Raw genomic sequence first — 14,266 nt, forward strand, 5'->3', positions numbered from 1 at the left:
GTTGCCGGTGGGGCGTTGAGCGAGTCGCCCGGTCTGCACTTGGCGCGCGACGCGGAAGGAGACTTGGGACTGGATGGCGCGCACTGAGGCGCACGGTGCAGGTGCCCCAAATAGCTGAGGCGTGAAGTGTCGCCATGGGCTCAATCTGCCGCAGACGGCCATGTTTTGGCTACCAACGTGAGTACGTCATAGGTCGCCACGATCTCGTCGTTCTGGTTGTGTAGCACGGCATCCCACCGGACTTCGCCGTATTCATCGGTAACGCGCGGAGTGATTTGCTTGGCGGTCAGGGTGACGCGGACGGCGTCGTCGTAGGTCACGGGGGTGATGAATCGGAGGTTCTCCAGTCCGTAGTTGGCGAGCACCGGGCCGGGTGCCGGCTCCACGAACAATCCGGCGGCCCAGGAAACGAGGAGGTAGCCGTGGGCCACGCGGCGTGGGAAGAACGGGTTCGCAGTCGCCGCCTCCTCATCGGTGTGTGCGTAGAAGGTGTCGCCTGTTTTCTCGGCGAACTCGAGGATGTCCTCCAGCTTCACGGTGCGCAACTCGGAGGCGAACTGGTCGCCGATGCGCAGGGACTCCAGGGATTTGCGGAACGGGTGAACGCCGGTGCCGGACTCGACGTCGTCGCGGGTCACGGTGTTAGCGGAAGCCCCCGCATGCCACACCCCGGTGATGGCGGTGAGCATATCGGGGGAGCCCTGTAAGGCCGTGCGCTGCATGTAGTGCTTGACGGCGCGGACGCCACCGAGCTCTTCGCCGCCGCCGGCGCGGCCCGGTCCGCCGTGCACCAGGTGCGGCATGGGGGAGCCGTGGCCGGTGGAGGTCTTGGCGGTCTGGCGGTTGAGCACGTGCACGCGGCCGTGATGGGCAGCGATGCCGGTGGCGATGGCGCGCACGGTGTCGGCGTCGTTGGAGCAGACGGTGGCGACCAGTGAGCCGGAGCCCAGCGCGGCCAGGCGGACGGCTTCGTCGGGCGCTCCGGAGTAGCCGATCACCGAGGTTACCGGTCCGAAGGCTTCCACGGAGTGCACTTCAGCGGTGTTGGCGTCGTCGAACGTCAGGATGGTGGGCGGGAAGAATGCTGCGTCGGTGTCGGATTCCACCGGGCCGGCTCCGCCCAGGCGGATCCGGCCGCCTGCGTCGACCAGGCGCTGGACAGCCGCGGCGACGTCGCGCTGCTGATCCACCGAGGCCAACGCGCCCATGGTGGTGCCCTCGGCGCGCGGATCCCCGACGACGATCTTCGATTCCAGTTGCTCGGTCAGCGCGGACACGACGGGCTCGATGAGGTTATGCGGCACAATCACCCGTCTAATGGCGGTGCATTTCTGCCCGGCCTTCGCCGTCATCTCCACGAACACGGACTTGATGAACGCAGTGAATTCGGGGGTGCCCTCGGCGGCGTCGGCACCCAAAATAGTAGCGTTGAGCGAGTCGGTCTCCGCGGTGAAGCGCACCCCGCCCTCAATGACGTTGCGGTGGGTGCGCAGCGACTGGGCGGTGGCGGCCGAGCCGGTGAACACCACGTGGTCGCGATAGTCCAGGTGGTCCAGCAGATCCCGCGCCGAACCGGAAATCAGCTGCAGTGAGCCCTCGGGCAGGATCCCGGAATCGAGCATGAGCCGTACACAGGCTTCGGCCACGTAGCCGGTGGGGGTGGCTGGTTTGACGAGGGAGGGCATGCCGGCCAGGAAAGACGGCGCGAACTTCTCCAGCATGCCCCAGACGGGGAAGTTGAACGCGTTGATCTGCACGGCCACCCCGGGCATGCGGGTGTGTACGTGGGTGCCGATGAACGAACCGTCGGACGAGAGTGGTTCGGTGGCGCCATCGAGAATGACATTCGCGTTGGGCAGCTCGCGCCGACCCTTGGAGGAGAAGGTGAAGAGGGTGCCGATGCCGCCGTCGACGTCGATGTAGTGATCGCGCTGGGTGGAGCCCGTGCGGAAGGAGATCTCGTAGAGCTCCTGCTTGTGCTCGGTCAGGTACAGCGCGAGTTCCTTGAGTTTCAGCGCGCGCTCGTGCAAGGTGAGCTCGCCGAGGGTGCGCTGGCCCACGGAGCGGCCGTACTCGATAGCCTCTGCCAGATCGATCCCGTCTGTGGAGACCCGGATGATCAGCTCCCCGGTGGAGGCATCGCGGACCTCGGTGCTGCGCTGCGGATTCTCCGGCGTCCACCAGGAGCCAGCGAGGTACGAGGGCAGGATCGAGGTGGTGGTTGACGGCGTGGCGGTCATGGGTCCCCTCCGGACGGTGCAACGTTTCTGAACGTTTCTGAACGATCGGTCGGTAATGTACTCACCATAACCCACGTCACACTGACCGCGCCAACGCTGTGAGCGATACCCGCGCACCGTTCACCCGGGGCGGCTAGAATGGACCCGCTGTCTACGAGAGGGATGCCTCATGCTGCGCACCATGTTCCACGCGAAGATCCACCGCGCCACGGTGACCGAAGCGAACCTGCACTACGTCGGGTCCGTCACGGTGGACCAGGATCTGCTCGACGCCGCAGGGATCCTGCCGGGCGAGCTCGTGTCGATTGTGGACATCACCAATGGCGCCCGCCTGGAGACCTACACCATCGCCGGTGATCGCGGTTCGGGCGTGGTCGGTATCAATGGTGCTGCCGCGCATCTGATCCACCCAGGTGACCTCGTCATCCTGATCGCCTACGCGCATATGGAGGACGCCGAGGCGCGCAGTTTCGTGCCCTCGGTGGTGCACGTGGACGCCGAGAACCGCATCGTCGAGACCGGGGGAGACCCGGCGGAGGGCATTCTCGACGGCGTGCACCGGCCTCCGCATTCCCGCGCGCTGGCCGACGCCCAGGCAGACCTTGTGAGCGCGACGACGGCGGGTGTCCGTGGCTGATCTGCAGCCCGAAGCGCCCCGCGAAGCAGACCAGCACTCGCTGTGGACCATCACCCTCGGCGAGCTCGACGAGAAGATGGGCGTGGAAGTCTTCGAACAGTCCGCGCAGCGCGTCGTCGCCACCATGCCGGTCGAGGGCAACCGTCAGTCCCTCGGTCTGTTGCACGGCGGGGCCATGGTCGCCATCGCCGAGGCGGTCGGTTCCTGGGCTGCCGTCATCCACGCCTCCTCGATGGGCAAGGTCGCCGTCGGCGTCGATATCAACGCCACCCACCACCGGTCCGCGCGCGCCGGGCTGGTCACCGCTACCGCCACGGCTCTTCATTTGGGACGCAGCCTCACCACCCACGAAGTCATCGTGGAGCACGAAAACGGTGACCGGCTCTGCACCGCCCGTATCACGAACTTCGTGAAGGATCGCCCCGGCGCCCGCTGATCCTCACGTTCTGATCCGCGCGGACTGCGCTAACTACACAGGGCAGCGCCCCCGCACGGTAGGGATCCGTGCGGGGGCGCTGAGGTGATGCAGGCTCTGGCCTGCGTATCGGCCTCGCGGCCGGTCTAGTGTTCGACCGCTTTCTCGGCGCCAACGCCGGTGAGCGAGCGGATCTCCATTTCGGCTTGTTTCGCCGGATCCTCGTTGTCCTTGGAGGTGACCGAACCGAGCCAGCCCAGGAAGAAGGCCAGGGGGATCGACACCAGGCCGGGGTTGGTGAGCGGGTAGAGCGCCATGTCGATCTCGGGGAAGAACGAGGTCGGAGCGCCCCACACCACGGGCGAGAAGAAGATCAGCGCCACTGAAGAACCCAGTCCGCCGTACATCGACCACAGTGCACCGCGGGTGGTGAACCGGCGCCAGAACAGCGAGTACAGGATGGTCGGCAGGTTCGCCGAGGCCGCCACCGCGAACGCCAGTGACACCAAGAACGCCACGTTCTGGCCCTGGGCGCCAATGCCGCCGGCGATCGCCAGCAAGCCAACGACGATCACCGTGATGCGTCCAACCCGGACCTCGCCCTTCGAATCGATCTGGCCCTTCTTGATGACCTGACCGTAAATGTCGTGAGCGAACGAGGCGGAGGCGGTGATGGTGAGTCCGGCAACCACCGCGAGGATGGTGGCGAACGCGACGGCCGCGATCAGTCCCAGCAACAAAGTGCCGCCGAGCTCGTAGGCCAGCAGCGGAGCCGCCGAGTTCTGACCGCCCGGTGCGTTGTTGATCTGCTCGGGGGTGAGCAGGGCCGCAGCGCCGAAGCCGAGCACTAGGGTGAACAGGTAGAAGGCGCCGATGAGCACGATCGCCCACACTACGGACTTGCGGGCCTCCTTGGCGGTGGGCACCGTGTAGAACCGCATCAGCACGTGCGGCAGGCCGGCGGTGCCGAAGACCAGGGCGATGCCCAGGGAGATGAAGTTCAGCTTGGTCATGAAGTCCGCCCCGTACTGCAGACCCGGCTCGAGCAGGCCCGGTTCACCGGAGACCTCCACAGCCTGGCCGAGCACCTCGGAGAAGTTGAACCCGAACAGGGCCAGGATCCACACGGTCATCACGGCGGTGCCGGCGATGAGCAGGGTGGCCTTGATGATCTGGACGTAGGTCGTGCCTTTCATGCCGCCGATGAACACGTAGACGATCATCAGCATTCCGACGACGGTGATCACCAGGGACTGGCCGGCCCGGCTGTCGATGCCGAGCAGCAGGGAGACCAGCGCGCCAGCACCGGCCATCTGAGCGAGCAGGTAGAACACGCAGACCGCCAGTGTTGAAGCAGCGGCGGCGATGCGTACGGGGCGCTGCTTCAGTCGGAAGCTGAGCACGTCGGCCATGGTGAACTTGCCGGTGTTGCGCAGCATCTCGGCGACGGCGAGCAAGGCGACCAGCCATGCCACCAGGAAGCCGATGGAGTACAGGAAGCCGTCGTAACCGTAGATGGCGATGGCGCCCACGATGCCGAGGAACGAGGCGGCCGAGAGGTAGTCACCCGCGATGGCCACGCCGTTCTGGGTGCCGGAGAAGGACCGGCCGCCCGCGTAGAAGTCCGCTGCGGTTTTCGTGTTTTTCGAGGCACGCAGCACCAGCCACAGGGTGATGCACACGAACACCAGGAAGATGCCGATGTTCGCCCACGGGTTGCCCACATGGGTGCTGAGAGTTTCCTCCTGGGCCAGGAGCTGACCGGAGGCGAGAGTCGTCAGGGTGCTCATGCGCGTCCCTCCTTCGGTGCGGGTGCGGCGGGCTCGTCATCGGGAAGACCGACGCCGGCCGCCTCTAGTTCCTCGCGGATCTCGGTGGAGGGCGGGTCCATCTTGCGGTTGGCGAATGACACGTAGATGCCGGTGATGACGAAGGTGCTGACGAACTGCAGCAGCCCCATCACGATGCCGACATTGATGTTGCCGAGGACCTTGATGGCCATGAATTCTGGGGCGAATGCCGCTAACAGGATGTAGACCAGGTACCAGATCAGGAAGATGGCCATCATCGGGAAGACGAAGCTGCGGTGTGTTTTCCGTAGCTGCTGGAACTGAGGCCGGGCCTGCACCTCCTGATAGTCAACGTGCCCTGAGGTGGGGGCGTGAGCTGAACTCATCGACTGCTCCTTCGCGTGCGAGAGTATGAATGGGTGTGACGTGGACCACACTGCCGCACGGTTTGGGTGAATGAGAAGCGCGTTGGTGAGGTGGTGCGGTGAACGGTGGACGTCAGGCGCTGAACGGTCGGTGAGCTGGGCTCCTGGCTTACCATGGTGTTCATGATCCAGCTCACTCCTCTCGGCATTGCCCTGCTGATGCTGGGTGGGCTGATCCTCGTCGTCGTGCTGTTGGTGTTCACACGACGCCGGTCCGCGCAGCATTTTCGGCGGGTGCACGGCGCCGATGACGCCGACGTCGCAGGAGCAGTCGGTGTGGCCGAGGCTGAGACGTCCGCCGAGGAACATTACCGGAAGCTTGCCGAGGACACGCACAACCACCTGGTGGAGGCGCAACTGCGCAGCCTGCGCGCCCAGATCTCCCCGCACTTCATCTACAACAGCCTGAACGTGATCGCCTCGCTGATCCCCACCGATCCGGTGCGAGCGCGGGAACTGGTGCTGGAGTTTGCCGATTTCACCCGATACTCGCTGCGCTCGGACACCGATTTCACCACCCTGGCTGAGGAGCTGGACGCCGTCGAGCGTTACGTGCTGCTGCAGAAGGCCCGCTTCGCCGACCGGATCCAGGTGTCGCTGTCGATCGCCCCGGAAGTGCTGGGCATGGAGGTGCCGTTTCTGGCGGTGCAGCCGCTGGTGGAGAATGCCATGCGGCACGGACTGAAGGACACCGATGAGGTCGGCTACGTGCATCTGAGCGTGCGCGATGAGGGCACCCACGCCGTCATTAGTGTGGAAGATGGCGGGGTGGGGGCGGACCCGGAGTACATGGCACAGGTGCTGCGCGGTGAGGCCGAGGGGTCGCACATCGGGCTGCGCAATGTGGACCTGCGGCTGCGCCAGGCCTACGGTGGCGACCACGGGCTGACCATTGATACCGCCCCGGACGCCGGCATGCGCGTCTGGCTGCGGATCCCGAAATTTAGGACGGTGACCGCCGGATGACCCCGCATCGACACGCGCCCAGCACCCTGGAGATCCTCGTCGTCGACGACGAAGCCCCCGCCGTCGCCATCCTCGAGTGGATGTTGCGCGACGAGCCCTGCGCCGGCACCGTGCACACGGCAGCCTCCGCCACCGCGGCGTTGCGGGTGCTGGCCGACCACCCCGTCGACGTCGTGTTGCTCGATATTCACATGCCCGGCCCCTCTGGGCTGGAGCTGGCCCGGCAGTTGCGCTCCGGTGCGTCTGACCCGCCGCAGATTATTTTCGTGACGGCGGATGCCCAGCCCGCCGTGGAGGCGTTCGAACTGGAGGCCCGGGACTACCTGCTCAAACCGGTGCGGGCCGAGCGCCTGCATGCCGCGCTGCTGAAAGTGGCGGCGGATCGGTATGGGGGTGCGAACGGCGCCGGGTCTGAGGTGGACGGCACGGGCGAGGAAGACACCCGGGTGGCGGTGCTGCAGGGGGATTCCACACTGCTGATCCACATCGCCGAGATCCGGTGGGCCCAGGCACAGGGGGACTACGCCCGGCTGCATACCGAGACCGGATCCTACCTGCTGCGGATCACCCTCAACGAGCTGGAACACCAGTGGGCGGAGCAGGGGTTCATGCGCATCCACCGCTCCCACGCGGTGAACCTGAACCATGTGCGCCGAATCCTGCACCGACAGGGGCGGATGTCGGTGCAGCTGCACGGAGCCGAGGCCGCGGAACTTCAGGTGTCGCGACGCTCGATGCCCCAGGTGCGGGAGCGGCTCGAGGAGCTCACGGTGCGGGCCCGGTCTCGCGGGGGAGGCGACGACATTGGTGGCGCCGATGCCTGAGCTGCCGCCCCGACTCGCCCCGGCCGACCCCGCCGAGCCCACCGACGTGTTCGCCCCGCTGCGCGGCCACCGGGTGCGGGTGCTGGGTCCTCGCCGGGCGCCGAGCCTGACCGAGGTGCTGCTCGACCCCACCCGCGGGCATCTGCGTGAGGACGCCGACGACGCCGCACTGCGCGCCCTGATCCGCCACCAGCTGCGCCTGGCCGTGGGCATTGTAGGCGGGTTTTTCGCCGTCGTCGTGCTGACCGTGGTGCTCATCGGGACGGGCGCGGCCGACCGGTGGACCGTGGCGTCCGTGCCGCTGGAGTGGCTGATTCCGGCGGCGGTGCTGCCGGGACTGCTCCTCGGGCTGGGGTGGATGTTCGTGCGGCGCACCGAGGCCCGCGAGGCGCGGTGGGCCCGTGAGACCGGCCCCGATTCCGCCCCCGCTGCCGCCGGAACCGCGGGGGAGCGCCCATGACGATCTCCCTGGCCGTGATCGGCGTCGTGTGCGTGGTGACCTGGGTGATCTCCGTGTATGGGCTGCGGCTGTCCCGCACCACCAGCGACTTCTATGTGGCCTCGCGCCGGGTACCGCCGTGGCTGAATGCCTCCGCCATCGCCGGCGAGTACCTCTCGGCCGCCAGCTTCTTGGGTGTGGCCGGCCTGATCCTCGCCTACGGTACCCACGGGCTGTGGTTCCCCGTGGGCTACACCGCCGGATTCCTGGTGCTGTTGGTGTTCGTGGCTGCCCCGCTGCGCCGATCGGGTGCCTATACCATCCCCGATTTCGTCACCCTGCGCCTGCCCTCGGCCCCGCTGCGCCGGCTCACCGCCATGATCGTCGTGTTCACCGGGTGGTTCTACATTGTGCCGCAGCTGCACGGTTCCTCCCTGGCCCTGCGCGCCACCACCGATCTGCCCGGGTGGGTGGGCCCGGTGATCGTCGTCGCCGTCGTGCTCCCGATTGTGATGTCCGGGGGCATGCGCTCGGTGACCGTTGCCCAGGCGGTGCAGTACTGGCTGAAGCTCTCCGCGCTGCTGATCCCCACCGTGTTCATCCTGTTGCGGCTGGGGTTGCTGGACGCGCCCGCGCTGCCGGACGCCTCCGCGGTGTTCGTGTCCGGGCTGGTGGAGGGCCCCGGCGGTGACGGCACGGCGCACCTGTACCGCATTCTCTCCCTGGTGGCCGCGCTCATGCTGGGCACCCTCGGCCTCTCCCATGTGTTGGTGCGGTTCTACACCAACCCGGATGGTCCCTCGGCCCGGCGCACCACCCTATTGCTGCTGGCCCTGCTGGTCGGCTTCTACCTGTTGCCGGTGGTGCTCGGGGTGACCGCCCGCGCCGTGCTGCCCACCACCTCCGCCGACTCCAGCGACCAGGCCATTCTGCACTTGCCGGCCACGGTCTTCGACGGCGCCACCGGGGATATGCTCACCGCGCTCGTGGCCGGGGGCGCCTTCGCCGCGTTCCTGTCCACCGCCTCCGGGCTCGTCGTCTCGATCTCGGGGGTGGTCTCCCAGGAGTTCTTCGGCGGCACGGTGCGCGGGTTCCGGATCGGCGCGATGGTCGCGATCGTGCTCCCGCTCATCCTCACTGGTCTCACCAGTGATCTGGCCCTGGCCGGCTCCGTGGCCATGGTGTTCACCTTCACGGCGTGCTCCCTGGCCCCGGTGATGCTGCTGGGCATTTGGTGGCGCGGATTGACGACGACGGGCGCGCTCGCGGGCATGCTCGCCGGTGCCAGCATGTGCCTGGTGGCCCTGGTGATCGGGATCGCCCTGGACTCGCAGACGCCGGGTGCGGGGGAGTCGGGGTTGGCGGTGCCGCTGCGCTATCCGGCCCTGTGGTGCATCCCGTTCGCGTTCGCCGTGACCGTGCTGGTCAGCCGTTTCGGGCCCACTGCCCCTCCGGTCTCCGCTGATGAGGTCCTCGCCCGGCTGCACACCCCGGAACGCGCCCGGCCCACGTAGCCGCGCCAGCAACCCAGTCCAGGCTGGATCACTCGTAGCGGTAGAACCCCTGGCCCGATTTCCGGCCGAGTTCGCCGCGGGCCACCATGTCGCGCATCAGCTGCGGCGGGGTGAAGCGTTCACCCAGCTCACCGGCCAGGTATTCGGCGATGCCCAGCCGCACGTCCAATCCCACGATGTCGGTCAGTGCCAGCGGCCCCACCGGGTGCTTATATCCGAGCACCATCGCGTTGTCGATGTCTTCCGGCGCAGCCACGCCTTCTTCCACCATGCGGATCGCCTCCAGGCCCAGAGCCACCCCCAGGCGTGAAGAGGCGAAACCCGGTGCATCATTGACAACGACCGGGGTCTTGCCGATCCCCGCCACCCACTGCACCGACAGTCCGCGCAGTTCTTCACCGGTGGCCTCGCCGTTGACGATCTCCACCAGCTTCGAGGCCGGAACCGGATTGAAGAAGTGCAGGCCGCAGAATCGCTCCGGGCGGCGCAGGCGAGCGGCGATCCGGTCGATGGACAGCGACGAGGTGTTCGAAGCCAGCCACGCGGTGTCAGCCAGGTGCGACTCCACCTCGGTCAGCGAGGACACCTTGAGGTCAAAGTCCTCCGGCACCGCCTCGATCACTAGCTCACACGCCCCAAAGTCGGCGTGTTGCAGAGACACGGTGAGCCGGTCCAGCCACTCCTCGGCCGAGCCCGTGATGACCTGGCGCTCGAGGGACTTCGCCACATCGCGCTCAATGCGCTCTCGCGCTGCGGTTGCCGAAGCATCGTCGCGTTCCACGACGACGACGCTGGCGCCGGAGATCAGGAATGCATGGGCGATGCCGGCGCCCATACGCCCGCCGCCCAGCACCCCCACCTGGGCGGGAACAGTGCCAGATGTTTTGATGGTCATCGGGTCTCTCCTGAGTCGGTAGAACGAGCGGACTTCCTCGCGAGGAACGCGTCCATCCGCTCGAATTTGGCATCAGACTCGAACGCGATGGCCTGAGCTATTTCGTCCACGTGAGGGTGGGCCTCCCGCGGCAGGTGGAACACCCGCTTGGTCAACCGCACCGCCAGCGGATCCTGGGCGCCGATGCGGTCGGCGAGCCCGTGGGCGGCGTCCAGCAGCTCCTCGGGGGCATGTAGTTCCGAGACGAGACGCAAGTCCAGGGCTTCCTCCGCCGTGAGAATGCGCCCGGCGAGCAACAGCTCCAGGGCCACTGGTTCCCCGACGAGCTCTTTGAGCCGCCACATGGCCCCGGCCGCAGCGGTGATGCCGAGCCCGGTCTCCGGCTGCCCGAGTTTCAGGTGCGGGGTGGCCAGGCGGAAGTCGGCGGCGTAGGCCAGCTCGGCCCCGCCGCCCAGGGCGTACCCGTCGATGGCCGCGATCACCGGCATCGGCAGTCGGTGCAGCCGGTCGAACAGTTGCGAGTTCACCCCGCGCAGCGCGTCGTCGCGTCGGCGTTCCCGCAGCTGGCCGATGTCGGCGCCCGAGGCGAAAATCCCCTGGCGCTTCCCGGTTTTCGGGTGTTCCATCTCGGTCCCGGTAATGATCAGCATGCGCGGCTCGCGCTCCAACCAGCCGGCCAGCGCGTGGAATTCGGACACCATGGTCTCGTCAATGGCGTTGCGCACCGCCGGGCGGTCCATGCGCACGACGACGCGGTCGGGGCGGGCGTCATCGAGCAGCACCCGCAGTGCGGTGAAGTCCTGGTTCAGCTCGGTCACGTTCATCACACCCGCTCCACGAGTAGGGCGGCGCCCTGACCGACGCCAATGCACATGGTGGCCAGTCCCTTGTCGGTTCCCTCGCGTTCCATGCGGCCCAGCAGGGTGATCACGATGCGCGCACCGGAGGAGCCCAGCGGGTGGCCCAGGGCGATGGCACCGCCGTCGTTGTTCACGATCTCCGGGTCCAGGCCCAGCCGGCGGATCGAGGCGATGGACTGGGTGGCGAAGGCCTCGTTGATCTCCACGGACCCCAGATCGTCCACGGACCAGCCGGCACGGGCCAACACCTTCTCGGTGGCGGGGACCGGGCCCAGCCCCATGATCTCGGGTGCCAGTCCGGCGGAGGCGCCGGTGACCACGCGCGCCCGCGGGGTGAGCCCGTATTTCTCGATGGCGCGTTCGGAGGCGACCAACACAGCCGAGGCGCCGTCGTTGAGCGAGGAGGCATTGCCCGCGGTCACGACCTCGCCGCCGCGCACCACTGGCCGCAGCTTAGCCAGCGACTCCAGGGTGGTGTCGGGGCGGGGGCCCTCATCGGTGTCGACGATCGTCACGTTGCCCTTGCGGTCGGTGATCTCCACCGGCACGATCTCGGCGGCGAAGCGTCCTGCTGCCACGGCCTCGGCCGCGCGACGCTGTGATTCGACGGCGAACGCGTCTGCTTCCTCGCGGGTGATCCCGTCCACCCGGGCGACTTCTTCGGCGGTCTCCGGCATCGAGAAGGTGGCTTTGCCGTCGCGGGCGAGCTCCCCGGAGGTGAACTTCGGGTTCACAAAACGCCACCCGATAGAGGTATCGAACACCTCGCCGGGCTTGGCGAAGGGGGTGCGCGGCTTCTCCATCACCCAAGGGGCCCGCGACATGGATTCCACGCCACCGGCGAGCACCAGGTCGGCCTCGCCCGCCTTGATCATCTGCGAGGCCATGGTGATGGCGGACATGCCCGAGGCGCAGAGGCGGTTCACGGTGATGCCTGGAACCGTGTCGTCGAACCCGGCGAGTAGCCAGGCCATGCGCGCCACATTGCGGTTCTCCTCTCCGGCGCCGTTGGCGTTGCCGAGGATCACCTCATCCACGTCAGCGGGGTTGATGCCGGCGTCGGTGACCACCTGTTTGATGGTCAGCGCCGCCAGGTCATCGGGGCGCACAGAGCTCAGGGCGCCGCCGTAGCGGCCGACTGGGGTGCGCTTGCCGCCGACCAGGAACGCTGCCGGTGCGGCGGAGGGAACGAATGCGGTCATGATCTTTAGACTCCTCAAGGAACGGGTGCGGTCATCAGCGACCGATGCTCAGGTAAAAACTGACCAATCGGTCACTAAGTCTCTGCTGACGAGGATACCGCGTCAGGCCCGCTCGAGGGAACGGGGCGGCACTGGTGCTCAACCTAAGGTGAGCCCGCGCGTGGCGTCCAGGGGTGCTGGGTATTGTGCCAAAACGGGTATGGATCGGCGCGTCCGCGCGCAAGAACGAGCCCGGCTCAGGCGTTGGGTCCGAACACCGACTCCCGCATGTACTCCGCCACGAAACTCTGCGACACCGGCACATCCAGCACGAACACGCCGGTCTCGTGGGTGTCGATCCACTCGCGCAGTCGCTGCAGGTCCGCCAGGCGGTGCATGCGCATCCCGTCGGCACCCAGGGCCCGGCCGAGTGCGGAGAAGTCGACGTCGTCGATCAGCATGGCTTCATCGTCCAGCCCCTTGACGGCGTACTGGTGCAACTCGGCACCATAAGCAGCATCGTTGACGGCGACGACGATCGCCCGGGTGCCTGCGGCCCGCGCGGTGCGGATCACGGTCTCCAGGTCGGCCAGGGCCATCAGCCCGCCGCCGTCGCCGGTGATCATCACGGTGGTGTGGTCGGGCCGAGCCACGGTGACCCCGCCGGCCGAGCCGAATCCCAGGCCGATGGACTGGAATGCGGTGCCCACCGCGATGAGGCCGCGCGGATCCGGAACCGAAAGGTACATGGGCGCCCAGCCGAGGAAATGTCCGCCGTCCATCACCAGGGAGCGGCGCTGCGGCAGCACGTGCTCCAACGCGGCAAACACGACACGCGGATTGAGCCGCCCGTCCGGACCCAGCTCCGTGGTGTCCTCCACGGGTGCTAGCGCGCCGAATTCGGGGGTGGTCACGAACGCTACCTCATCGCGCCAGGTGTTCTCCGGGGACGGAGTCGCAGCGACCAGGTCGAGCAGCGCTGGCGCCAACGCGGCCAGGTCCCCGTGCACCGTGTGTAGCGGATTCTCCAGGGCAGGGGCGGGTGCGTGCGGGTCGGACTCGAGCCGGATCACGGTAGCATCAGCGGCGAACAGGGTGCCGTAACGCAGCTGGAAAGTGTTCATCGAGGCGCCGGCCACCACGACGACGTCGGCCTGGCGCGCCACTTCGAGACGGTGGCGGCGGGTGAAGCCCCCGGCGATGCCGAGATTCCAGGGGGAGTCGACCACATTGCAGGCGGTGAAGGAGTTCATGTAGAGCGCGCCCAGGTGGTCGCCCACCTGTTCCAGAGTGTTACCGGTATGGGAAAGCACCACGCCGCGGCCGGAGAGGATCAGCGGACGGTGTGCCGCACGCAGCAGCTCCGCAGCCTCGGAGAGTCCGGCGCGCTGTGATTCGGTAAGGGCGGGCGCCTCAATGGTTCGCCCAGCTTGCCCTGTCTGTTCCGGGGCAGCCGAGTCGATGGCGTCGCTGTCGGCGCGTTCGACCGGCGCGGTCGCCAGGTCATAGGGCAGCGCCAGTACCACCGGCGACTGGGTCTGTTCGGCGCGATCAAAGGCCCGGTGCGCTTGGGCGGTCACCTCGGTCTCGTTCACCGTGATGACCTCGACGTCGAGCCCCTCACACACCAGGGTCTGGTCGATGTCGAAGAACCGCGCCCCGCTACTGGGGCGGTCGCCCACCAGTAACACCAGCGGAATCCGGGCCAGTCGCGCCTCGGCCAGACCGGTGAGTGCGTTGGTGAAGCCGGCGCCGTAGGTGGTGGTGGCAGCAGCGATCTTCCCGCTGGCCCGGAAATACGCATCCGCCATGGTCACCGTCGCCACCTCGTGGCGTGCCGAGGTGTAGGGGAACCCGGAGTGGGTGAGCTCGGAGATCACGTGGGCGTTGCCGTTGCCCATCAGCCCGAAAAGGTGGTCGGTGCGCTCGCGAATCACCGCCGCAATCGCCATGGCCACGGTGGGCTGGGCGGCCGGTTCGTCGACGGAGTGCTGGGCGCGGGCGGAATCGGTGGTGATCGTCATGATCACACTGTGCGTCAGGCTGGCCAGGTCGCACAATATCGATGCGATAATCTGAG

General features: G+C 67.4%; 13 protein-coding genes. 6 read left to right on the forward strand and 7 right to left on the reverse strand.

Annotated features, from left to right (window positions below):
- Nucleotides 1-140: 140 nt before the first annotated feature.
- Nucleotides 141-2,240, reverse strand: coding sequence for a phenylacetic acid degradation bifunctional protein PaaZ (gene paaZ, locus P8192_RS02280; protein ID WP_278158171.1), 2,100 nt, complete (start codon nt 2,238-2,240; stop codon nt 141-143).
- Between the two features lie 169 nt (nt 2,241-2,409).
- Here paaZ and panD point away from each other — a divergent pair, with 169 nt between their 5' ends.
- Entirely contained in the window at nt 2,410-2,877 is a 468-nt protein-coding gene (gene panD / locus P8192_RS02285; RefSeq protein ID WP_278158173.1) for an aspartate 1-decarboxylase, read from the forward strand.
- A 76-nt stretch (nt 2,878-2,953) separates the two neighbouring features.
- A complete protein-coding gene (locus P8192_RS02290; protein ID WP_278159703.1) occupies nt 2,954-3,313 on the forward strand; it encodes a PaaI family thioesterase in 360 nt (119 codons plus the stop codon).
- 125 nt (nt 3,314-3,438) lie between these two features.
- Here the strand turns inward: P8192_RS02290 and P8192_RS02295 are convergent, their stop codons facing one another.
- Both P8192_RS02295 and P8192_RS02300 read right to left on the reverse strand, forming a co-directional pair.
- The gene (locus tag P8192_RS02295) at nt 3,439-5,082 is read right to left on the reverse strand and encodes a solute symporter family protein (protein ID WP_278158174.1); all 1,644 of its coding nucleotides are present in this window, start codon (nt 5,080-5,082) and stop codon (nt 3,439-3,441) included.
- A complete protein-coding gene (locus P8192_RS02300; protein WP_270106335.1) occupies nt 5,079-5,468 on the reverse strand; it encodes a DUF485 domain-containing protein in 390 nt (129 codons plus the stop codon). The genes P8192_RS02295 and P8192_RS02300 overlap by 4 nt, the downstream gene beginning before the upstream one ends.
- A gap of 162 nt (nt 5,469-5,630) precedes the next feature.
- Here P8192_RS02300 and P8192_RS02305 point away from each other — a divergent pair, with 162 nt between their 5' ends.
- From P8192_RS02305 to P8192_RS02320, 4 genes are read left to right on the forward strand one after another with little or no spacing between them, the layout of a single operon-like run.
- Nucleotides 5,631-6,473 carry a sensor histidine kinase gene (locus P8192_RS02305; protein ID WP_347403421.1) on the forward strand — a complete coding sequence of 281 codons (843 nt, stop codon included), beginning with the start codon at nt 5,631-5,633 and terminating at the stop codon, nt 6,471-6,473.
- A complete protein-coding gene (locus P8192_RS02310) occupies nt 6,470-7,297 on the forward strand; it encodes a LytR/AlgR family response regulator transcription factor (protein ID WP_278158175.1) in 828 nt (275 codons plus the stop codon). The genes P8192_RS02305 and P8192_RS02310 overlap by 4 nt, the downstream gene beginning before the upstream one ends.
- Entirely contained in the window at nt 7,290-7,757 is a 468-nt protein-coding gene (locus tag P8192_RS02315) for a hypothetical protein (RefSeq protein WP_278158177.1), read from the forward strand. The genes P8192_RS02310 and P8192_RS02315 overlap by 8 nt, the downstream gene beginning before the upstream one ends.
- Nucleotides 7,754-9,250, forward strand: a complete 1,497-nt coding sequence (locus P8192_RS02320; RefSeq protein WP_278158179.1) for a cation acetate symporter — start codon at nt 7,754-7,756, stop codon at nt 9,248-9,250. The genes P8192_RS02315 and P8192_RS02320 overlap by 4 nt, the downstream gene beginning before the upstream one ends.
- A gap of 28 nt (nt 9,251-9,278) precedes the next feature.
- On the opposite strand, the gene P8192_RS02325 is transcribed toward P8192_RS02320, so the two are convergent.
- The 4 genes from P8192_RS02325 to P8192_RS02340 form a co-directional block, all read right to left on the reverse strand.
- Nucleotides 9,279-10,145 carry a 3-hydroxyacyl-CoA dehydrogenase family protein gene (locus P8192_RS02325; RefSeq protein WP_278158181.1) on the reverse strand — a complete coding sequence of 289 codons (867 nt, stop codon included), beginning with the start codon at nt 10,143-10,145 and terminating at the stop codon, nt 9,279-9,281.
- The gene (locus tag P8192_RS02330; RefSeq protein WP_278158183.1) at nt 10,142-10,969 is read right to left on the reverse strand and encodes an enoyl-CoA hydratase/isomerase family protein; all 828 of its coding nucleotides are present in this window, start codon (nt 10,967-10,969) and stop codon (nt 10,142-10,144) included. Before P8192_RS02330 ends, P8192_RS02325 begins: the two co-directional genes overlap by 4 nt.
- A complete protein-coding gene (locus P8192_RS02335) occupies nt 10,969-12,207 on the reverse strand; it encodes a thiolase family protein (RefSeq protein ID WP_278158184.1) in 1,239 nt (412 codons plus the stop codon). Before P8192_RS02335 ends, P8192_RS02330 begins: the two co-directional genes overlap by 1 nt.
- A gap of 236 nt (nt 12,208-12,443) precedes the next feature.
- Nucleotides 12,444-14,210 (reverse strand): thiamine pyrophosphate-binding protein, encoded by a 1,767-nt coding sequence (locus P8192_RS02340; RefSeq protein WP_278158186.1) that lies wholly within the window; start codon nt 14,208-14,210, stop codon nt 12,444-12,446.
- Nucleotides 14,211-14,266: the final 56 nt, after the last annotated feature.

The sequence above is a fragment of the Citricoccus muralis genome (assembly GCF_029637705.1).
Classification (GTDB): Bacteria; Actinomycetota; Actinomycetes; order Actinomycetales; family Micrococcaceae; genus CmP2.